General features: G+C 73.6%; 19 protein-coding genes. 9 read left to right on the top strand and 10 right to left on the bottom strand.

The annotated features are described in order from the left end of the window. Positions 1–9: 9 nt before the first annotated feature. Positions 10–1,371, bottom strand: a complete 1,362-nt coding sequence (locus BS73_RS23935) for a wax ester/triacylglycerol synthase family O-acyltransferase (RefSeq protein WP_037575750.1) — start codon at positions 1,369–1,371, stop codon at positions 10–12. Between the two features lie 128 nt (positions 1,372–1,499). Next, positions 1,500–2,273 carry a MerR family transcriptional regulator gene (locus BS73_RS23930; protein ID WP_051940387.1) on the bottom strand — a complete coding sequence of 258 codons (774 nt, stop codon included), beginning with the start codon at positions 2,271–2,273 and terminating at the stop codon, positions 1,500–1,502. A gap of 167 nt (positions 2,274–2,440) precedes the next feature. On the opposite strand from BS73_RS23930, the gene BS73_RS23925 reads away from it, so the two are divergent. From BS73_RS23925 to BS73_RS23910, 4 genes are all read left to right on the top strand, one after another. Further along, on the top strand, positions 2,441–3,952 hold the full coding sequence (locus tag BS73_RS23925; RefSeq protein ID WP_051940385.1) for a flavin-containing monooxygenase: 1,512 nt from the start codon (positions 2,441–2,443) through the stop codon (positions 3,950–3,952). Continuing rightward, positions 3,952–4,977: an alpha/beta fold hydrolase gene (locus tag BS73_RS23920; protein WP_063837058.1), complete on the top strand. Its 1,026-nt coding sequence runs from the start codon at positions 3,952–3,954 to the stop codon at positions 4,975–4,977. Before BS73_RS23925 ends, BS73_RS23920 begins: the two co-directional genes overlap by 1 nt. Beyond that, positions 4,974–5,876: an SDR family oxidoreductase gene (locus BS73_RS23915; RefSeq protein ID WP_037575744.1), complete on the top strand. Its 903-nt coding sequence runs from the start codon at positions 4,974–4,976 to the stop codon at positions 5,874–5,876. The genes BS73_RS23920 and BS73_RS23915 overlap by 4 nt, the downstream gene beginning before the upstream one ends. Before the next feature lie 125 nt (positions 5,877–6,001). Then, the gene (locus BS73_RS23910; protein WP_037575740.1) at positions 6,002–6,244 is read left to right on the top strand and encodes a chaplin; all 243 of its coding nucleotides are present in this window, start codon (positions 6,002–6,004) and stop codon (positions 6,242–6,244) included. Between the two features lie 138 nt (positions 6,245–6,382). On the opposite strand, the gene BS73_RS23905 is transcribed toward BS73_RS23910, so the two are convergent. The 3 genes from BS73_RS23905 to BS73_RS23895 form a co-directional block, all read right to left on the bottom strand. Further along, positions 6,383–7,930 (bottom strand): CehA/McbA family metallohydrolase, encoded by a 1,548-nt coding sequence (locus tag BS73_RS23905; RefSeq protein ID WP_037580822.1) that lies wholly within the window; start codon positions 7,928–7,930, stop codon positions 6,383–6,385. A gap of 135 nt (positions 7,931–8,065) precedes the next feature. Then, positions 8,066–8,716 carry an FMN-binding negative transcriptional regulator gene (locus tag BS73_RS23900; protein WP_037575738.1) on the bottom strand — a complete coding sequence of 217 codons (651 nt, stop codon included), beginning with the start codon at positions 8,714–8,716 and terminating at the stop codon, positions 8,066–8,068. Positions 8,717–8,845: 129 nt separating this feature from the next. Beyond that, on the bottom strand, positions 8,846–10,003 hold the full coding sequence (locus tag BS73_RS23895) for an acyl-CoA dehydrogenase (protein ID WP_037575735.1): 1,158 nt from the start codon (positions 10,001–10,003) through the stop codon (positions 8,846–8,848). Positions 10,004–10,187: 184 nt separating this feature from the next. On the opposite strand from BS73_RS23895, the gene BS73_RS23890 reads away from it, so the two are divergent. Both BS73_RS23890 and BS73_RS23885 read left to right on the top strand, forming a co-directional pair. Beyond that, positions 10,188–11,525: a UDP-glucose dehydrogenase family protein gene (locus tag BS73_RS23890; RefSeq protein WP_037575732.1), complete on the top strand. Its 1,338-nt coding sequence runs from the start codon at positions 10,188–10,190 to the stop codon at positions 11,523–11,525. Positions 11,526–11,673: 148 nt separating this feature from the next. Beyond that, positions 11,674–12,099 carry a CoA-binding protein gene (locus BS73_RS23885; protein WP_037575730.1) on the top strand — a complete coding sequence of 142 codons (426 nt, stop codon included), beginning with the start codon at positions 11,674–11,676 and terminating at the stop codon, positions 12,097–12,099. A gap of 3 nt (positions 12,100–12,102) precedes the next feature. Here the strand turns inward: BS73_RS23885 and BS73_RS23880 are convergent, their stop codons facing one another. After that, positions 12,103–12,432, bottom strand: coding sequence for an ArsR/SmtB family transcription factor (locus BS73_RS23880; RefSeq protein WP_037575727.1), 330 nt, complete (start codon positions 12,430–12,432; stop codon positions 12,103–12,105). A 112-nt stretch (positions 12,433–12,544) separates the two neighbouring features. On the opposite strand from BS73_RS23880, the gene BS73_RS23875 reads away from it, so the two are divergent. Together BS73_RS23875 and BS73_RS23870 are read left to right on the top strand one after the other, a co-directional pair. Then, positions 12,545–13,645: a Gfo/Idh/MocA family protein gene (locus BS73_RS23875; protein WP_037575724.1), complete on the top strand. Its 1,101-nt coding sequence runs from the start codon at positions 12,545–12,547 to the stop codon at positions 13,643–13,645. Positions 13,646–13,778: 133 nt separating this feature from the next. Continuing rightward, complete coding sequence (locus BS73_RS23870; RefSeq protein ID WP_037575720.1) at positions 13,779–14,411, top strand: hypothetical protein; 633 nt, start codon at positions 13,779–13,781, stop codon at positions 14,409–14,411. A 320-nt stretch (positions 14,412–14,731) separates the two neighbouring features. Here BS73_RS23870 and BS73_RS23865 read toward each other — a convergent pair whose 3' ends face one another. Continuing rightward, positions 14,732–16,402, bottom strand: coding sequence for an amidohydrolase (locus BS73_RS23865; RefSeq protein ID WP_051940383.1), 1,671 nt, complete (start codon positions 16,400–16,402; stop codon positions 14,732–14,734). Positions 16,403–16,523: 121 nt separating this feature from the next. Here BS73_RS23865 and BS73_RS23860 point away from each other — a divergent pair, with 121 nt between their 5' ends. After that, positions 16,524–17,231, top strand: a complete 708-nt coding sequence (locus BS73_RS23860) for a TetR/AcrR family transcriptional regulator (RefSeq protein ID WP_037575717.1) — start codon at positions 16,524–16,526, stop codon at positions 17,229–17,231. A gap of 30 nt (positions 17,232–17,261) precedes the next feature. Here BS73_RS23860 and BS73_RS23855 read toward each other — a convergent pair whose 3' ends face one another. From BS73_RS23855 to BS73_RS23845, 3 genes are read right to left on the bottom strand one after another with little or no spacing between them, the layout of a single operon-like run. After that, positions 17,262–18,455: a dipeptidase gene (locus BS73_RS23855; RefSeq protein ID WP_037575716.1), complete on the bottom strand. Its 1,194-nt coding sequence runs from the start codon at positions 18,453–18,455 to the stop codon at positions 17,262–17,264. Positions 18,456–18,495: 40 nt separating this feature from the next. Continuing rightward, entirely contained in the window at positions 18,496–19,023 is a 528-nt protein-coding gene (gene purE, locus BS73_RS23850) for a 5-(carboxyamino)imidazole ribonucleotide mutase (RefSeq protein ID WP_037575713.1), read from the bottom strand. A 34-nt stretch (positions 19,024–19,057) separates the two neighbouring features. Beyond that, complete coding sequence (locus tag BS73_RS23845) at positions 19,058–20,206, bottom strand: 5-(carboxyamino)imidazole ribonucleotide synthase (protein WP_084704306.1); 1,149 nt, start codon at positions 20,204–20,206, stop codon at positions 19,058–19,060. Positions 20,207–20,407 lie beyond the last annotated feature (201 nt).

Below are 20,407 nucleotides of genomic sequence, written 5' to 3'. Positions count from 1 at the left end.
GGGGCCGCGCTACCGGACCGCCGCCAGGACGGCGGACAGCTCCGCCGCGAGCGCGGCCGGCAGCGCCCGGGGGTCCGGGGAGGAGCGGCCGTCGGCGAGGACGCCGATATGCGCGCGGCCGCGGTAGGTGGACATGGCGATGGCCAGCGCGTGGCCGCGGGCCAGCGGCGGCAGCGGGTAGAGGGCCCGCAGCGGCGCCCCGCCGAGCGACAGCGGGATGTCCGGCAGCGGGACGGAGGTCAGCAGGACGTCGAAGAGGAGCCGCGCCCCCCTGCCCGCCAGCGGCGCCCCCGCCCGGCGCAGCGCCGGCGGCAGCGGTTCGGCCAGCAGGGCCACCGCGCCCGCCCCGCCGTTGGTGCCTGCGGCCTTGCAGCGGTCCATCGCCGTGCGCACGGTCTCCAGCCGCACCAGCGGGTCCGGCTCGCCCAGCGGCAGCCGGATCAGGTATCCGGAGAGGAGGTTGCCGACCCCCTGCCGGCGCCGCCGCCGGGAGACCGGGATCAGCGCCCGCGGGGCCGCCGAGGCCAGCTCGGCGCGGTCCGCGCCGCCGTCCAGCAGCCAGCGCCGCAGCGCCCCGGCGACCACCGCGATCAGTACGTCGTTGGCGGTGCCGCGGACGATCTTGCGTATCCGGGTGATGTCGTCGAGGTCCAGTTCGGCGGTGGCCAGCGCCCGGGTGCCGCTGGTGGGCGCGGCGAGCAGCGGGCTGCCGCCCTCGATCGCGGTCCGCAGGACGGCCGCCCCTATCCCCAACTGCCGTCCGGCGTAGCGGATCCGGGCGGGGAGGGAGCGGGGGTCGGCGGTGTGCAGCAGGCCGGTGGCGAGGGCCAGCGGGTTCGGGCCGCCCGCCGCCGGGACCGGCGGGGCCGTCCGGGGCGCCGGCAGCAGGTCCTGGATCTGGTCCATCAGGCCGGCGCCGATCTCGACCGCCCCCAGCCCGTCGGCGAGGGCGTGGTGGAGCTTGAGGAGGACGTGGACCTGGTCGCCGCGGCGCCGCCCGGCCAGGACGTACGCGGCCCACGGCGGGCGGTCGCGGTCCAGCGGCTGGGCCATCAGCTCGGCGGTGATCTCGTCGCGTTCGGCGGGGTCGCCGCCGAGGACGATGCGCTCGACGTGCCGGTGGACGTCGAAGCCCCGGTCCTCGGCCCAGCCGAGCGCGCCCGGCGGGTACCAGACGTCCTGGACGCGGCGCCGGAGTCGGGGCATCGCGGCCGTGCGCTCGGCGATGAGTTCGGCGATCCGGCGGCCGGGGTCGCGGCCCTGCCGGGCGGACGGCTGGAGGACCGCGAGCGCGCCCAGATGCATGGGGTGGTCGGCGGTCTCGAGGTGCCAGAAGGTGGAGTCGATCGGGCTGAGCGGTTGGTCGGCCAAGGCCTCGGCTCCGTTCACGACACAGTCGGGTCAGCAAGACGGTCAACGGCGAATCAGCAGTGAACCGCGTGCGCTCGACTACGGTCAAGTAGCAACCGAATACGGCCAGTTACCATCCGGTTGAGTTCTCATGAACTCCGCTTACGGGCCCGTTCGCTCAGCAGGCTGTCCAGCTCCGCATGCACCCGCCGGTCCATCGCCATGGCCAGTTCGGCGTCGACCACCGTGCGGGCCATCGGGCGCAGCCGCTCCAGTGCCACCCCGAGGTGCTCGGGATCGGCCGAGCCGGGCGCAGCCTCCGCGTCGACCGCGTCGACCAGGTGGCGGCGGATCAGCATGGTGAAGAGGTCCGCCAGCGCGTCCGCGTGCTCGCGGACCACCCGCCCGGCGGCCAGCACGTCGGCCAGCGGGACGCCCGCGTCGACCAAGGCCAGGGTGGCGTCCAGCAGCCGCCGGCTGACGTGCACCAGGTCGTCGCCCTCGACCCGGACGTAGCCGATGTCCACCGCCTCGGCCAGCTCCTCCGGCTCGACCGCCAGGCCGAGCCGCTCGGCCACCTCGTCGGCCGGCAGCCTGACCTCGGTCTCCTCGGACCAGGGCGCGGCCAGCGCGCTCTCCACGCCGAGGAGTTGGGCGACCTCGCGGCCGTCCTCCCAGGCGGCGATCAGCTCGGCGATGCCGCCGAGGGTGTGGCCGCGCTCGATCAGCGTGGCGATGGTGCGCAGCCGGGCCAGATGGGTGTCGTCGTACCAGGCGATCCGGCCCTCGCGCCGGGGCGGGGGCAGCAGCCCGCGCTCCCGGTAGAAGCGGAGGGTGCGGACGGTGATCCCGGCCTCCTTGGCCAGTTCCGCCACTCGGTAGCTCCGCGGGTGCGCCTGCGGGTGCTCATCTGTCGCCGCCATGGTCGAAAGCTTAGGAGGTCGAAAGCCTGGGAGGTCGAAAGCCTGGGAGGCGGATCCTGACTTAGCGGTAACAAACTTCCTCCCACCCCCTGTCGCTTCTGCCCGGGCTGCCCTACGCTGCCAATCGCGCCAGCATCCACTGGCACGATCCGGCGGAGGGACACACCATGGCAGCACCCGCAGATCACCGGGCCCCTCGCGACGAGGCGGCCGCCGAAGCCACCGAGCACCACCGCGTCGTGGTGGTCGGCACCGGCTTCGGCGGCCTGGGCATGGGTGCACGGCTGCGCCGCGAGGGCATCAGCGACTTCCTGCTGCTGGAGCGCGCCGACTCGGTCGGCGGCACCTGGCGGGACAACAGCTATCCGGGCTGCGCCTGCGACGTGCCCTCCCACCTCTACTCGTTCAGCTTCGCCCCCGAGCCGGCCTGGCCCCGGACCTTCTCCGGGCAGCCGCACATCCGCGCCTACCTGGAGCGGGTCACCGACGAGTTCGGGCTGCGGCGGCACATCCGGTTCGACTGCGAGCTGGAGGCCGCGCGGTGGGACGGCGAGGAGAAGCGCTGGGAGATCACCACCTCCGCCGGCCGGATGACCGCGGACGTGCTGATCGCCGCCGGCGGCCCGCTCTCCGAGCCGCAGATCCCGGACATCCCCGGGCTCGCCGACTTCCCGGGGAAGGTCTTCCACTCGGCCCGCTGGGACCACGACTACGACCTGACCGGCAAGCGGGTCGCCGTGGTCGGCACCGGCGCCTCGGCGATCCAGATCGTCCCGTCGATCCAGCCGCAGGTCGAGCGGCTGACCGTGATCCAGCGCACCCCGCCGTGGGTGATGCCGCGGATGGACCGGGACACCGCGGGCTTCGAGCGCCGGCTGCACCGCTCGTTCCCGGCCACCCGCCGGCTCCGCCGCCAACTGCTCTGGCTGGTACGGGAGTTCCAGGTCGGCGCGTTCACCCGGCGGCCTCAGCTGATGCGCGCCACCCAGCTGCTGGCCAAGGCCCACCTCAACCGGGCGGTCTCGGACCCGGAGCTGCGCGCCAAGCTCACCCCGGACTACCTGATCGGCTGCAAGCGGATCCTGCTCTCCAACACCTACTATCCGGCGCTGGCCCAGCCCAACGCCGAGGTGCTGGCCTCCGCACTGACGGAGGTGCGCGGCTCGACGGTGGTCACCGCGGACGGCAGCGAGCGCGAGGTGGACGCGATCGTCTTCGGCACCGGCTTCCACGTCACCGACATGCCGATCGGCGACAAGATCACCGGCGCCGCCGGGCACACCCTGGCCGAGCACTGGAAGGACGGCCTGGCCGCGCTGCGCGGAGCGGCCATCGACGGCTTCCCCAACCTACTGATGATCATCGGGCCGAACACCGGCCTCGGCAACAGCTCGATGATCCTGCAGATCGAGTCGCACACCGCGTACGCGGTCTCGTACCTCCGCGCGCTGGACCGCACCGGCGCCGCGGCCCTGGACGCCACCCCGGCGGCGGTCCGCTCCTGGAACGAGGAGATGCAGCGCCGGATGCAGACCACGGTCTGGTCCACCGGCGGCTGCAACAGCTGGTACCAGGACCGGTTCGGCCGCAACACCACCCTGTGGCCGGGCAGCACCGCCGCCTTCCGCCGGGCCACCGACCACGTCGACCTCAACGAGTACGAGCTGGTGAACCGCTGATGACGATCCCGCAGAGCCCCGTCTCGCCCTACGCGCCGCCGGCCCCGCGCCACTCCCGCATGGTGCCCTCGTACGACGGCACCCGGCTGCACGTCGAGGAGCACGGGCCGGAGGACCGCGCCGGACTCCCGACCGTCGTCCTCGCCCACGGCTGGACCTGCTCCACCGTCTTCTGGGCTCCGGTGATCCGGCTGCTCTCCGAGGACCACCGGGTGATCGCATACGACCAGCGCGGCCACGGCGCCAGCGACCTCGGCCTGCCGCACGCCTACTCCCCCGCCGGCCTCGCCGACGACCTCTCGGCCGTCCTGGAGGCGACCCTGGCCGAGGGCGAGCGGGCGGTGGTGGTCGGCCACTCGATGGGCGGGATGACCCTGATGGCCGCCGCCGACCGCCCGGAGGTCCGGGAGCGGACGGCCGCCGCGCTGCTCTGCTCCACGGGCTGCCAGAACCTGGTGCCGCGCTCCACCGTGCTGCCGCCGTCGGTCCGCTCGCGCGCGGTCCGGAAGGCCTTCCACACCCTGCTGCTCCACTCGGCGCTGCCGCTCGGCCCGATGAGCCCGGTCACCAAGGCCGCCCTCAAGTACGGGGTGCTGTCGCCGACCGCGACCCCCGAGCAGGTGGAGGCCACCGCCCGGGTGGTGCACGCCTGCCCGACCAGGGCCCGCTCCGGCTGGGGGCACGTCCTCTCCCGCCTCGACCTCTCGGCCCACCCGGAGCGGCTCACCGCGCCGACCGCGGTGATCGTCGGCACCGCGGACAAGCTCACCCCGCCGGTGCACGCCCGGGAGATAGCCGAGGCGCTGCCGAACTGCGCCGGCCTGACCGAGCTCCCCGGGCTCGGCCACATGACCCCCACCGAGGCCCCCCGCACCGTCGCCGACCAGGCGCGGGAGCTCGCCCGCAAGCATCTGGCCGCCCCCGGCGCCCCCACCGGGAGGACCGCCGCCGGCAGGACCGCCGCCGACGGAGCCGCCGCCGACGGGACCGCCCCCCGCAAGACCGCCACCGAGGAGTCAGCATGAGCAGCGCCCGCACGGTCCACGGCAAGGTCGTCGTCATCACCGGGGCGGCGCGCGGCGTCGGCGCCCAGCTCGCCCGGGTGCTGTACGGGCGGGGGGCGCGGCTCGCCCTGGTCGGCCTGGAGCCCAAGGAACTCGCCGCGGTGGCGGCCGAGTTGGGCCCGGACACGGTGCACTGGGAGGCGGACGTCACCGACGGCGAGCGGATGGCCCAGGTCGCGGACGAGATCGTGGGGCGGTTCGGCCGGATAGACGCCCTGGTGGCCAACGCCGGGATAGCCACCGGCGGCCCGTTCCTGGACGCGGACGCCCGGACCTTCGACCGGGTGATCGAGGTCAACCTGCTGGGCAGCGTGGCCACCGCCCGCGCCTTCCTCCCCAAGCTGCTGGAGTCCCGGGGCTACTACCTGCAGATCGCCTCGCTGGCCGCGCTCACCCCGGCGCCGATGATGGCCGCGTACTGCGCCAGCAAGGCCGGCGTGGAGTCCTTCGCCCACGCGCTGCGCGCGGAGGTGGGCCACCGGGGCGTCGCGGTCGGCGTCGGCTACCTCAGCTGGACCGACACCGACATGGTGCGCGGGGCCGACGAGGACACCGTGCTGCGCGAGCTGCGTGCCCGCCTGCCCTGGCCGCTCAACCGCACCTACCCGCTGGCTCCGGCCGTCGAGCGGATCGCGGACGGCGTCGCGCGCCGGTCCGCACACGTGTACGCCCAGTCCTGGCTGCGCGGGATGCAGGGCGTCCGCGGCTACCTGCCCTCGGTGGTGGGCGGCGCGATGGGGCGGCGCGAGATGCGGCGGGCCGAACCGGGGCTGGCCGCCACCGCCTCGGTCCGCCGGGGGCTGGTCGGCGCGGGCGGCCAGGCCGACGAGCAGGCGCAAGCGCATCACTCGTCCCAGTGAAAGGCCCTGACGGACCGTTACCGGAATTCCCCGCGCGGAGATGGATGTGGTTGCCGGAGGGCGTCATCTCGCCCCTCGGCATCCGCTTTCTCTACATCCCTTTTCATCTTCGCAAGGGAGCGAACATGCGCATCCGTTCTGCGGTGGCCGCCACCGCCCTCGCCGCCGTCGCCGTGCTCGGCGGCGCTGGGGCCGCCTCGGCCAACTCGACCGCCGTCGGTTCGGCCACCAACTCTCCCGGCGTGCTGTCCGGGAACCTGATCCAGGTACCGATCGACGTGCCGATCAACCTCTGCGGCAACTCGATCGGCCTGGTCAGCCTGCTGAACCCGAGCTTCGGCAACCGCTGCGTGAACAGCAACAGCTGACGCTCCACCCGCTTCACCCGCTCCACCCCGATACCGGCCCCCGGACCAGCGTCGTTCCGGGGGCCTTCGGCGTTCCCGGGGCCTCCGGCCTCCCCTGGGCCTTCGGCGTTCCCGTGCGCGGCCGGCCGCTCCGCGGCCTCAGCCGGCCGTCAGGAAGACCGGGTTGGTCAGCGCGGCCATCGGGCCCCACTGGAGCTGCGGGCCCATGGTGTTGCCCGCCCCCGGGCTGCCGTCCGCCATCGGATGGCGTACCTCCGCGCGGACGTAGGCCGCATGGGCGGCGGTGGTCCGCCAGGTGACCGTCCCCTCGCCGGAGGCGGGGATCGAGGCCTGGCACTGCTGGCCCTCGTCGGTGATGAACCGGACCGTGCCGTTCGGCACCCCCGCGACCTTCACCACCGCGTCCACCGGGGCGTCCGCGGCCACGCTCAGCCGCTCGCCGATGCCGGCCGTGCGGCCGCCGCCGGTGAGGGTGAACTCCAGGTCCACGTCGGCCGACTCGGCTATCCAGCTGGTGCCGGCCCTGAGCCCGGCCAGCACCGCGTCCCGGGTGAGGTCCTCGGCCTTGACCACGTTCTGCGGGAGGCCGATCACCTGCGGGGCGCTGTGGGCGTCGCTGTCGCCCATCGCCGGGATCCAGTCCCGGCCGGTGCGCACGGCCTCCACCAGCATGCCGTCCCAGGTGTCCACGGCCGACTCGTCGTCGTAGGTCCACGGGCCGTTCCAGACCTCGACGGCGTCCGCGTAGCCGTAGCCGAACTTCCACATGCAGGCGATGTAGGGGCAGTACGGGTGGGCGGGGACGACCAGCCCCCCGGAGTCGCGCACCTGGCGGGCGAAGCGCTTCCAGGCGTCGTCCCGGGCGCGGTACCGCCAGTCGATCCACTCCCCGGGCTTCAGGCCGAGCGCCAGCCAGTGGCCGTTGCGGGTGGTGACCTCCTCGCCGGTGATGATCAGCAGGTCGTCGCCGGCGTACTGGCCCCAGACGGCGTGCGAGGCCGGGGTGTTGTGGTCGGTCGAGGTGATGAAGTCCAGCTTGGCCGCGCGGGCGCCGTCGGCCACCTCGGAGGGCAGCCGCTTCCCGTCCGAGTAGACGGTGTGGAGGTGGCAGTCGCCGCGGTACCAGGCGGGGCCGCGGCCCTTGGCCCGCAGCGGCGGGTAGTCGGGGACGAAGGGCGCGCCCGGCTCGCCCATGGTGAGGGTGATCGTCACCGAGTAGTCCATCCCCTGCGGGGCCACCTGGTACGGGCCGAGGGCGACGTGCCAGGTGCCGGCCTCCACGGGGCCGGGGAGGTAGCCGGGGGTGGCCTCGGAGGCGCTGATCGAGAAGGACGTCCGGAACCCTCCGGACCAGCCCCGGAAGCCCGGGCCGCCGAGGGCGGTGCCGCGCTGGTCGAAGACCCCGATGTCGCAGGAGTTGCCGGGGGTACCGGCCGGGACGGCGGGCTTGTCGTAGCTGTACGAGACGTCGATCTGCCGGACGCCCGCCGGGACCTCCACCGGGAGGTAGACGAAGTCGGCGGCGCCGGGGTCGAGGTGGCCGGTGACGGTCCTGGTGACGCTGCCGCCGCCGGAGTTCCCGCCGGCGCCGCCGGTCGCCGCCTGGGCGAACGAGACCGTGCCGAGGGTCAGCGCCCCGGCCGCCCCGGTCACCAGCCCGGCGCGCAGCAGGCCCCTGCGGCTCATCCCGCCGTTCTCCCCGTGCTCCTCGGCGCAGTCCGACTCGTACTCACACACGTTGACCTCCGATGCGGCTTCCGATCCAGGCGGGACTCTGTCCCACACAGCTGAACGAAAAACCACACCACGGCCAACAGCAGATCACCGCTGGTGCGGATCGTGCCTCCGGACCGCCGCCGCCACGGCGGCATCCCCCGCCCGCCCCCGCGCGTCCAGACCGGCGGCCACCCCGGCCACGTCGGCCGCCGGGCGGTTCTGGCTCAGCTTGAACTTGGCCTCCACCCGGCTGATCGCCAGCTCCACGCCTACGATCGCGCGCAGCTGCCCGGCGAGGTACTTCTCCGGAGCGTCCGCGACCGCCCAGGGCCGCTCCCCCGGCCGGGCGCTCTCCGCCTCATGACGGTCCGTCAGCCTGCTCACCTGGCCGGCCAGCCACTCCGGGTCGTCGTGCACCACCAGCCGGCCGTAGACATGGGCGGTCAGATAGTTCCAGGTCGGCACGACCCGGTGGTGCTCGGCCTTGGAGGCGTACCAGTTCGGCGAGATGTACGCCTCGGACCCGCGCACGATCACCATCGCCTCCCCGGTGACCGGCTCGCTCCACTGCTCGTTGGCCCGCGCCAGGTGGCCGAGCAGCGCCCCCCGCTCCCCCGCGTCCGGGTCGTACACCCACGGCAGCTGGGTGGCCATCAGGCCCCGGCCGGTCATCGTCACCAGATCCGCGGAGCCGACGGCCGCCAGCAGCTCCTGGACGTCCGCCTCCTCGGGAAGGAAGTGCCTGGGGATGTACATCGCACGACCGCCTTTATTGCACTAGTTCAATTAGATCGTTGCCCTAGTTAGATTAGCCGGGTCCTTCGCCCATGCGAAAGGCCCCCGGTGCACGGCACCGGGGGCCTCCTTCGCCGCGAGCGGCGGCCGCTACGGCAGGTTGCGGGCCATCACGATCCGCTGGACCTGGTTGGTGCCCTCATAGATCTGGGTGATCTTGGCGTCCCGCATCATCCGCTCCAGCGGGTAGTCGCGGGTGTAGCCGTAGCCGCCGAGGAGCTGGACGGCGTCGGTGGTGACGGCCATCGCGACGTCGGAGGCATAGCACTTGGCGGCGGCGCCGAAGAAGGTGAGGTCGGAGTCGACCCGCTCGGACTTGGCGGCGGCGGCGTAGGTGAGCTGGCGGGCGGCTTCGATCTTCATCGCCATGTCGGCCAGCATGAACTGGACGCCCTGGAAGTCGCCGATCGGCTTGCCGAACTGCTTGCGCTCCTGGACGTAGCCCTTGGCGTAGTCCAGCGCGCCCTGGGCGACGCCGAGCGCCTGGGCGGCGATGGTGATCCGGGTGTGGTCCAGGGTCTTCATCGCGGTGGCGAAGCCGGTGCCCTCCTCGCCGATCATGCGGTCGGCCGGGATCCGGACGTTGTCGAAGTAGACCTCGCGGGTCGGCGAGCCCTTGATGCCGAGCTTCTTCTCCGGGGCGCCGAAGGAGACGCCCTCGTCGGACTTCTCGACCACGAAGGCGGAGATGCCCTTGGAGCGCTTCTCCGGGTCGGTCACCGCCATCACCGTGTAGTACTCGGACTCGCCCGCGTTGGTGATCCACCGCTTCACGCCGTTGAGCACCCAGGCGTCGCCGTCGCGGACCGCGCGGGTCTTCATCCCGGCCGCGTCCGAACCGGCGTCCGGCTCGGAGAGGCAGTAGGAGAACATCGCCTCGCCGCGGGCCAGCGGCGCCAGGTACTTGGCCTTCAGCTCCTCACCGCCGGAGAGGATCACCGGGAGCGAGCCCAGCTTGTTGACCGCGGGGATCAGCGAGGAGGAGACGCAGACCCGGGAGACCTCCTCGATCACCAGCACGGTCGCCAGCGCGTCCGCGCCCGCCCCGCCGTACTCCTCGGGTACGTGCACGGCGTGGAGGTCGTTGGCGACCAGCGCGTCCAGCGCCTCGCGCGGGAAGCGCGCCTGCTCGTCCACCTCCGCGGCGAACGGGGCGATCTTCGCCTCGGCGAGTGAACGGACCGTATCCCGGAGCATCTCGTGCTCCTCCGAGATCCGGAACAGGTCGAAGTCGGTGCTGCTCGCCATCCTCTGGGCCCCTCACGCCAAGACGATTAACTACTCTTCAGTAACACCTGATGGTACGGGCTCCACGCGCCCGGGCCGTACGTGATAAGCGCAACAGGCCGTGTCGGCCGCCGGGGCGGCGCGGAGGGCGTCCCGGTTACCATCCGGGGGGCAATCCGACGTCGACGAGCTAAGGACCCCCCACGTGAAGATCACCGTGATCGGCACCGGCTACCTGGGCGCCACCCACGCCGCCTGCATGGCGGAGCTCGGCCACGAGGTGCTGGGTCTGGACGTCGACCCGGACAAGATCGCCCGGCTCTCCGCCGGCAGCACCCCCTTCTACGAGCCCGGCCTGGACGAGCTGCTGGTCAAGCACGTGGTAGGACACGAGGGCTCGACCGGGCGGCTGCGCTTCACCACCTCCTGGGAGGAGGTCGCGGACTTCGGCGACCTCCACTTCGTCTGCGTCAACACCCCGCAGCGGCACGGCGAGTACGCCTGCGACATGTCGTACGTGGAGAGCGCGATCGACTCGCTGGCGCCGCTGCTGGACCGGCCCGCGCTGGTGGTCGGCAAGTCCACCGTGCCGGTGGGCAGCGCGGCCCGGCTGGCCGAGCGGCTCGCGGTGCGGTCGCCCGCCGGGGAGGCCGTCGAGCTGGCCTGGAACCCGGAGTTCCTCCGCGAGGGCTTCGCGGTGAAGGACACCCTGCGGCCGGACCGGCTGGTGGTCGGCGTCCGCGAGGAGGGCGGGCCGGCCGAGCAGCGACTGCGCGAGGTGTACGCGCCGCTGCTGGACGCCGGCGTGCCGTTCCTGGTCGCCGACTACCCGACCGCCGAGCTGGTGAAGACCGCGGCCAACTCCTTCCTGGCCACCAAGATCTCCTTCATCAACGCGATGGCCGAGGTCTGCGAGGCGGCCGGCGCGGACGTGGTGCGGCTGAGCAAGGCCCTCTCCTACGACGACCGGATCGGCGGCCGCTTCCTCAACGCCGGGCTCGGCTTCGGCGGCGGCTGCCTGCCCAAGGACATCCGCGCCTTCATGGCCCGCGCCGGGGAGCTGGGCGCCGACCAGGCGCTGACCTTCCTGCGCGAGGTGGACTCGATCAACATGCGGCGCCGCTCCCGGATGGTGGAGCTGGCCCGGCAGCAGTGCGGCGACGGGTTCCTGGGCCGGCGGATCGCCGTGCTGGGCGCGGCCTTCAAGCCGGACTCGGACGACGTACGGGACTCGCCGGCGCTGAACGTGGCCGGGCAGATCCAGCTGCAGGGCGGCCAGGTCACGGTCTACGACCCGAAGGCGATGGACAACGCCCGGAAGCTCTTCCCGGCCCTGGGCTTCGCCGACTCGGCGGTGGAGGCGGCCCGCGGCGCCCATGTGGTGCTCCACCTGACCGAGTGGCGGGAGTTCAAGGAGATGGACCCGGCGGTCCTCTCCGAGGTGGTCGCCGAGCGCCGGATCCTCGACGGCCGCAACGCCCTCGACCCCGAGCTGTGGCGCGGGGCCGGCTGGACGTACCGGGCGCTGGGCCGGCCGAGCTAGCGGCCGGCGCGGCGCCGGCGGCCCGGGGCGGCGTCGGCGGCCCGGGGCGGCGTCCGGCCGCCGGTCCCGGTGCTCCCCTCGCGGAATTCCCGTGCGCGGAAGAGAGTTGACCCGGGGCCAGAGAGCGGGAAGCGAAAGGCAGCGCCTGATGAGTGAGCTCAGCTACGCCGACGACGAGACCGTCCGCCGGATCCTCACCCGGGACGGGGACACCTGGGCGGTGGTCGGCCTCTCCGCGAACCAGGGCCGGGCGGCCTACGGGGTCGCCCGCGTCCTGCAGCGCTTCGGCAAGCGGGTGGTCCCGGTGCACCCGAAGGCCGAGACCGTGCACGGCGAACCGGGTTACGCCACGCTGGCGGAGATCCCCTTCCCGGTCGACGTGGTGGACGTGTTCGTCAACTCGCGGCTGGCCGGGCCGGTCGCCGACCAGGCGGTGGCCGCGGGGGCGAAGGCCGTCTGGTTCCAGCTGGGGGTGGTCGACGAGGCCGCCTGCGCCCGCACCCGGGAGGCCGGGCTGGACATGGTGATGGACCGCTGCCCGGCCATCGAGATCCCCCGGCTCGGACTGGACTGAGCCTCAGTCCAGCTCGGCCCGCAGGGCCAGGGCCAGCAGACCGGGGAAGCGGGCCTCGAACTCCTCGCGGCGCAGGCGGTTGTAGCGCTTGGCGCCGCCGTCGCGCTGTTCGAGGAGGCCGGACTCGCGGAGGACGGCGAAGTGGTGGCTGAGCGCCGCCTTGCGCACCGGCACGTCGAAGCTGCCGCAGGCCCGCGACCAGTCCTCGCTGGCCGCCAGCTCGCGGACCAGGGTGAGCCGCACCGGGTCGGCGAGCGCGGCTAGGGCGGTGGCGAGGGGGACGTCGCGCGGGTGGACGTGCTCCGGCGCGGCGCGGTGAGTGGTGGTCGTCATGGTGCGCTCCCGGCGGGGGCTTGCAAGGTGTTCGATGCTCTTCGTACACTCGGCGCAGCGAGCAGTGTTCGGTGATCATCGAACACTCTACCTCTGGTGAAGGAGCGCTGCCATGGCCCCCATCGGCGTCGGGATCGTCGGACTCTCCGCCAAGCGGGGGTGGGCGGCCACCGCCCACGTCCCGGCCCTGAGCCGGCTGGACGGGTTCGAGCTGCGGGCGCTCTCCGCGAGCAGCGCCGAGTCCGCCCGGGCCGCGGCGGACAAGTACGGCGTGCCGCGCTCCCGCGCCTTCGGCAGCGCCGCCGAGCTGGCGGCCGCGGACGAGGTGGAGCTGGTCGTCGTCACCGTCAAGGTGCCGGACCACCGGGAGATCATCGAGAGCGCGCTGGCCGCCGGGAAGACGGTGCTCTCCGAGTGGCCGCTGGGCAACGGCCTCGCCGAGGCCGAGGAGCTGGCGGCGGAGGCCGAGGCCCGCGGGGTGCGCGGATTCGTCGGACTTCAGGCCCGGTACGCGCCGGCCGTGCGCTACCTCCGCGACCTGGTCGCGGACGGGTACGTCGGCGAGGTCCTCTCCACCTCCGTCATCGGCTCCGGCCGGAACTGGGGCGCGGAGTGGCCGACCAGCGGCGGGTACCTGCTGGACCCGGCCAACGGCGCGACCATGCTGACCATCCCGATGGGCCACACCCTGGACGGGATCGCCTCCGTACTCGGCGAGTTCGACGAGAAGGCGCCGCTCGGCGCGGTCACCGCGAACCGGCGGTCCAGCGTCCGCGACCCGGAGACCGGGGAGGCGGTGCCGCAGCTGGTCGACGACCAGATCGCGGTGGCCGGCACCCTCGCCTCCGGCGCGGTCGCCTCCGTCCACTACCGCGGCGGCCTCTCCCGGGGCACCAACTTCCTCTGGGAGATCAACGGGACCGAGGGCGATCTGCTGGTCACCGCCCCGGACGGCAGCCTCCAGCTCACCGAGGCGAGCCTGCGCGGGGGCCGCGGGGAGGCCGCGGAGCTGACCGAACTTCCGGTCCCCGAGCGGTACTTCGAGGAGGTCCCGGCGATCGCCGGACTGCGCGGGCAGCCCGGTTACAACGTCGGCGCGGCCTACGCCCAGATCGGGCGCGACCTCGCGGAGGGCACCTCGCTGGCCCCGGACTTCGCGCACGCGGTCCGCCACCAGCGGCTGCTGGACCGGATCGGGCACGGCGGCCGCTGAGCACTCCTATCCTTGCCGGGTGGAACTGGACGGGGTCGGGGTGCGGTACGGGCCGCGCGGGAGCTGCGCCCGGGCCGTCCCCGCACGGTCCCCCGGGTCAGGGACGGGGGCGGGGACAGGACCGGGGCGTCCGGTGACGGCGCTCGCCGGGTACGCCTTCGGGCTGCTGCTGCGCTCCCAGCGGTGGGTGGCGCCGGTGCTGCTCTACGCCGGACTGGTCGCGATCAGCCTGAGCGGGCAGCCGCGGCTCTCCGATCAGCTGGGCTGGAACGCCGCGATGCTGGTGCCCGCGCTGGGCTGGCTGAGCCGGCTGGCGCTCGGCGCCCAGCCGTCCGCGGCACGGGCGGTGCTGGCGGCCGCGGCGGGGTCGGGCCGGCGGCCCCAACTCGCGGCGCTGGGTGTGCTGCTGGGCTGCGGACTGGGGCTGGTGGCGGTGGCCGACGGGCTTTCGGCGGCGGTCTGCGCCGGGGCGGCGGGGGGTGCGGCGGGACCGCTGGCGGCGGTCGTCTGCGCGGCGAGCGGGAGTGCGCTGGGGGCGCTGTGCGCTGTGCCGCCGGTGGTGCGCGCGGGGGCGGGGACGCTGGGACTGCTGGCGGGGTCGGTGCTGCTGCTGGTGGCGCCGTTCTCCCCGGCGAACGCGGCGGTGCGCGCGACGTTCGCCTCCGGCGGGGTGGAGTGGTGGCCGCTCCCGACGGCGGCGCTGCTGGCCGCAGCGGCGTGGAGCGCCTCCGCGTACGCGACGCCCCGTCGCCACGTCCCGGACTGAGCCCCAGCCCCGCCTCTGCCCTCCCCCACGCCTGAACGGCGCGGGGGACCCCCATCCGGGGCCCCCGCCCCGGACCCCAGTGAGCCCGAAGGGCTCATCAGGGGCGCGGGGAACTGCGCGCCCAGCCAGGCACTCTGCCGCACCCGGCAACGGAGTCCGGGCTGCAGCCCAGTAGCCGTTGCCGGGTGCGGCGCCGTAGCGGGCTGGGCGCGCAGTTCCCCGCGCCCCTGATTCGCGCCTGCGGCGCTGCATCCGGGGCGGCGACATCACGCCGCGAAGCTCAGTACTTGCGCCTGCGGCGCTGCGCTCGGGGCGCGGGGCTACACCTCGTGGATGCGTTCGCCGGATACCCAGGTGCCGAGGACGGTCGTGGTGGCGATCTCCTCGGTGGGGAGCGCGTAGGGGTCGCGGTCGAGGAGGGCGAGGTCGGCCAGCGCGCCGGCGCGGATGGCGCCGGTGTCGGCGTCGCGGAAGTTCACGTACGCGGAGCCCGCCGTGTACGCGGCCAGCGCCGCGGTGAGGTCGAGGGACTGCCCCGGGAGGAACGGCTCGTACGCGCCCGCGGCTCCCGGCGCGACGCGGTTGACCGCGACGTGGATCCCCTCGATCGGGTTCGGCGAGCTGACCGGCCAGTCGCTGCCGGCGCACAGCGTCGCGCCCGCCCGCAGCAGATCGCCGAACGGGTACTGCCAGCCGCCCAGCTCGCCGCCGAGGAACGGTGTGCAGAGATCGTCCAGCTGCGGCTCGTGGCAGGCCCAGAGCGGCTGCATGTTGGCCGTCGCGCCGAGCGCGCGGAAGCGGGGCAGGTCATCGGGGTGGACGACCTGGAGGTGCGCCAGGTGCGGCCGGGTGTCGCGCCAGCCGTTCGCCGCCCGCGCCGCCTCGACCGCGTTCAGCGCCTCGCGCACGGCCCGGTCGCCCAGCGCGTGGAAGTGCACCTGGAAGTCGAGCGCGTCCAGCTCGGTGACGTACGCCTTCAGCGCCTCCGGGTCGACGAAGCTCAGCCCGGCCGCGCCGGTCGAGCAGCCGCAGGCGTCCTTGTACGGGACGGTCATCGCCGCGGTCTGGTTCTCCGCGATCCCGTCCTGCATGATCTTGACCGTACGGGCCGTCAGCCGGCCCACGGCGAGCGACTTCCGACGCTCCGTCAGCTCCGGGATCTGGTCCGCGCCCCGCGAGCGGTCCCACCAGAGGGAGCCGTTGACCCGGGCGGTCAGCCGGCCGTCCCGGGCGGCGGCGAGGTACGCGTCGGAGACGTCCGGCTGGCCGTTGAAGACACCGAGGATGGCGTCCTGCCAGCCGGTGATGCCGAGGGCGTGCAGCCGCCGCTGGGCGCGGAGCAGGCCGGCGATCCGGTCCTCGACGGAGACCTCCGGGACGAACCTGGAGACCAGGCCGGTCGCCCCCTCCTGCAGCATCCCGCCGGGGGTGCCGTCCGGCTCCCGTTCGATCCGGCCGTCGGCCGGGTCGGGGGTGTCCGCGGTGATCCCGGCGAGGTCCAGCGCGCGGGTGTTGGCCCAGGCGCCGTGGTGGTCGCGGTTGAGGAGGAAGACCGGGCGGTCCGGGACCAGTTCGTCCAGGACCCGGCGGGAGGGCACCCCGCCCTCGAAGCTCTCCAGGGACCAGCCGCCGCCGGTGATCCACTCCCGCTCGGGGTGGGCGTCGGCGTAGGCGCGGATGCGGGCCCGGTAGTCGTCGAGCGAGACCACCCCGGTGAGGTCGCACTCGCCCATCTCCACGCCGCCGTAGACCGCGTGGATGTGCGCGTCCTGGAAGCCCGGGAGGAGCGCGCGTCCGCGCAGGTCCACCACCTCGGTGCGCGGGCCGACGAGTTCCCGCACCTCGTCGTGGCCGACGGCGACGATCCGCTCCCCGCGCACCGCCACCGCGGTGGCCCGGCTGCGGGCCGCGTCCATGGTCAGCACCGGGCCTCCGGCGAAGACCAGATCGGCGGGCGCGGCGGAGTGGGAGTGGGTCTGGGGATCCGTCATGACGGGGCTCTCCTGCTCCTCTGGGGGACGGGGGGTCGAACCGGCGTACGCGATCGAAGCGCGCGCGGTCCTTAACGTCAATAGCGTTGACGTAAGGCCGGGCCGCCCCGAGCATGGCGGGATGGCGACGACGACGCGGCGGACGACCGACCAGCGGATGCGGCGGAGGCCGACCAAGCAGGGGACGGTGCTGAGCGAGGCGCTGATCATCGACACCGCGCTGCGGCTCGTACGGGAGCACGGGGAGGGCGGGCTGACGGTGCGTCGGCTCGGGGCCGCGCTGGGGGCGGATCCGAGCGCCCTGTACCGGTACTTCCGCAGCACGGACGAGCTGCTGCTGGCGATCGGCGACGAGCTGATCGGGCGCTGCATGGCCGGGCACCGGCCGAGCGGGGACTGGCTGGCGGACCTGCGGGACATCGGGCGGCGGATCCACACCACCTATCGCGACCATCCGCGGGTCGCGCAGCTGCTGGCGTTCCGGGTGACCGCGCGGACGCATGAGATCGCGGCGGTGGAGACGCTGCTGGGGGTGCTGCGGGGGGCCGGCTTCGGGGACGCGGACGCGGTGCGGTACTACCACGCGTTCGTGGACCAGGCCCTGGCGTTCGCGGCGCTGGACACGGCGATGCTGGGGCTGCCGGAGGGCGTGCGGGACGCGCGGGCCTGGAGCGAGACGTATGCGGCGCTGCCGGCGGCGGAGCGGCCGCATATCGCGGCCACGGCCGGTCATCTGGTCGCGGAGATGCGGGAGAGCGGGTACGCGCTGGCGCTGGAACTCCTGCTGGAGAGCCTGGCGTCCCGCCTCCGCGGGCCGGCGCCCCGATGAGGCCGACAGGCCGTCGAGGGGCGCGGGCGCTCAGCCGTCCAGCTGGTCGATCGTGGCGATCGACGGCGGCTCCGTCGCCGACAGCTTGGTGGCTACGGACTCCGCCTCGCGGAGGACGCGGACCGCGTTGGACCAGGTCAGCTTGGCGAGGTCGGGCTCCGACCAGCCGCGGTCGAGGAGCTCGGCGATGAGGTTGGGGTAGCCGGCGACGTCGTCCAGGCCCTTGGGCGTGAACGGCGTGCCGTCGTAGTCGCCGCCGATGCCGACGTGGTCGATGCCCGCGACCTCGCGCATGTGGTCGAGGTGGTCGGCGACGGTCTTCTCGGTCGCCACCGGGCGCGGGTTGGCCGCCTCGAAGGCCGCCTGCACGGCCTTGCCCTCGGCGGTGAGGTCCAGCGGGTCGAGGCCGTGCGCCCGCATGTTGGTGTCCGCGGCCACCGTCCACTCCACCGCCTCCGGGAGGACGAACTTCGGCACGAAGGTGGCCATCGCCACCCCGCCGTTCCCGGCCAGGGAGGCCAGGACGTCGTCCGGGACGTTGCGGACGTGGTCGCAGACCGCCCGCGCGGAGGAGTGGGAGAAGATGACCGGCGCCCGGGAGACCCGGATCGCGTCCCGCATGGTCGCCGGCGCGACATGGGAGAGGTCGACCAGCATGCCGACCCGGTTCATCTCCCGTACGACCTCCTCGCCGAAGCGGGTGAGGCCGTCCGCGGCCGGCTCGTCCGTCGCCGAGTCCGCCCACGGCACGTTGTCGTTGTGGGTGAGGGTCATGTACCGCACGCCCAGCCGGTGCAGCGCCCGCAGGGTGGCCAGCGAGCAGTCGATGGAGTGCCCGCCCTCGGCGCCCATCAGCGAGGCGATCCGGCCGGCCGACCGGGCGGCCTCCATGTCGTCCGCGGTGAACGCGAGTCGCAGGGTGTCCGGGTAGCGCGCGGCGAGCGCCCGTACGCAGTCGATCTGCTCCAGGGTCGCGGCGACCGCCGAGTCGCCCTGCAGCCGGCTCGGCACGTACACCGACCAGAACTGGGCGCCGACCCCGCCGGCCCGCAGCCGGGCCAGGTCGGTGTGAAGGTGCTCGGCCTGGTCCTGGGCGATGTCCCGGGCGTCCAGGTCGTAGCGGACCTGCTCGCGCAGCGCCCACGGCAGGTCGTTGTGGCCGTCGACGACGGGGTGCTCGGCGAGCAGCGCGCGGGCGCGGTCCAGCAGTTCGGGGGAGCTCATCGGAGGGGATCCCGTTCCTTTCAGGAGGAGAGGCCGAAGCTCAGGAGGAGAAGCCGAAGCCGCCGGAGCCGGCGGCCTTCGCCCGCAGCTTCTTGCCCTTCTCGGTGGCCTGCTCGTTCAGCTCCGCCTGGAACTCCCGCATCCGCTCGGCCAACGACTCGTCGTAGGCGGCGAGTTGACGCACCGCCAGCAGCCCGGCGTTGCGCGCCCCGCCGACCGAGACGGTGGCGACCGGCACGCCGGCCGGCATCTGCACGATGCTGAGCAGCGAGTCCATCCCGTCCAGGTAGCGCAGCGGCACCGGGACGCCGATGACCGGCAGGGTGGTCACCGAGGCGAGCATGCCGGGCAGATGGGCCGCCCCGCCCGCGCCGGCGATGATCGCCTTCAGCCCGCGCCCGGCAGCCGCCTCGCCGTAGGCGATCATCTCGCGGGGCATCCGGTGCGCGGAGACCACGTCCACCTCGTACGGCACCTCGAACTCGTCGAGCGCCTCGGCGGCGGCCTCCATCACCGGCCAGTCGGAGTCGGAACCCATGACGATCCCGACCAACGGCTGCTCGCTCATCTCTGTTCTGCCCCTATAGCTCGATGTAGGCGGGTCACTCGGTGATGTCGCCGCGCAGGTACGCCGCCGCGTGCCGGGCGCGCTCCCGTACGTCCTCCAGGTCGTCCCCGCAGACGGTGACGTGGCCCACCTTACGGCCCGGCTTCACGCCCTTCCCGTACATGTGGATGCGGAGCCCGGGGTCGCGCGCCATGCAGTGGAGGTAGGCGCCGTACATGTCGGGGTAGTCGCCGCCGAGGACGTTGACCATCACGGTCCACTCGGCGCGCGGGCGCGGGTCGCCGAGCGGCAGGTCGAGGACGGCCCGCAGGTGGTTCTCGAACTGCGAGGTGACGGCGCCGTCGATGGTCCAGTGCCCGGAGTTGTGCGGGCGCATGGCCAGCTCGTTGACGAGGATCCGGCCGTCCCGGGTCTCGAACAGCTCCACCGCGAGGTGGCCGGTGACGTCCAGCTCGCCGGCGACCTTCAGCGCGATGCCCTGGGCCTCCGAGGAGAGCTCCTCGCTCAACCCGGGGGCGGGGGCGGTGACCTCGTGGCAGACGCCGTTCTTCTGCACCGACTCGACCACCGGGTACGCCACGGCCTGGCCGTGCGGGGAGCGGACCACATTGGCGGCCAGTTCGCGGACGAAGTCCACCTTCTCCTCGGCGAGCACCGGAACGCCGGCCCGGAACGGCTCGGCGGCCTCGTCGACCGAGCCGACGACCCAGACGCCCTTGCCGTCGTAGCCGCCGCGGGTGGTCTTGAGCACCACCGGCCAGCCGGTGGCCCCCGGCTCGCTCTCGGCGAAGCGGGCCACGTCGGTGGGGTCCTGGACGATCCGGTTGCGCGGGCAGGGCACGCCGATCGCGGCCAGCTTCTCCCGCATCACGCCCTTGTCCTGGGCGTGCACCAGGGCGTCGGGGCCCGGCCGGACGGCGATCCCCTCGGCCTGCAACGCGTGTAGATGCTCGGTCGGCACATGTTCGTGGTCGAAGGTGACCACTTCGCATTCGGCGGCGAATCCCCGCAAGGCGTCCATCTCGCGGTAGTCGCCCAGTACTACGTCGTTCACCACCTGCGCTGCAGAATCCTGCGGGGTGTCCGCGAGCAACCGGAACCGGATGCCCAGCGGAATACCCGCCTCGTGTGCCATGCGGGCCAACTGCCCGCCACCGACCATGCCGACCAGAGGAAAACTCACACACACCAGGATATCCAGCCCCAGCGACCGCTCATCGACGCAGGCCGGAGGTAAGACGTCGGCAGAGGTTCGGTAGGAGGCCGGGCAGACCCCGCCGCTCCGGCCGGATCCGGCGCGGGGGAACGGATGTGGTGGGGGAAGAGCGCAAGTATCGTGGACCTCGCCCGCGGCCCGCGGCCTTCCACAGCTCAGGCCTTCGCG

The sequence above is a fragment of the Phaeacidiphilus oryzae TH49 genome, from assembly GCF_000744815.1.
Lineage (GTDB): Bacteria > Actinomycetota > Actinomycetes > Streptomycetales > Streptomycetaceae > Phaeacidiphilus > Phaeacidiphilus oryzae.
Note: the sequence above shows the minus strand (reverse complement) of the source record. Positions and strands in the feature narration are given on the sequence as shown.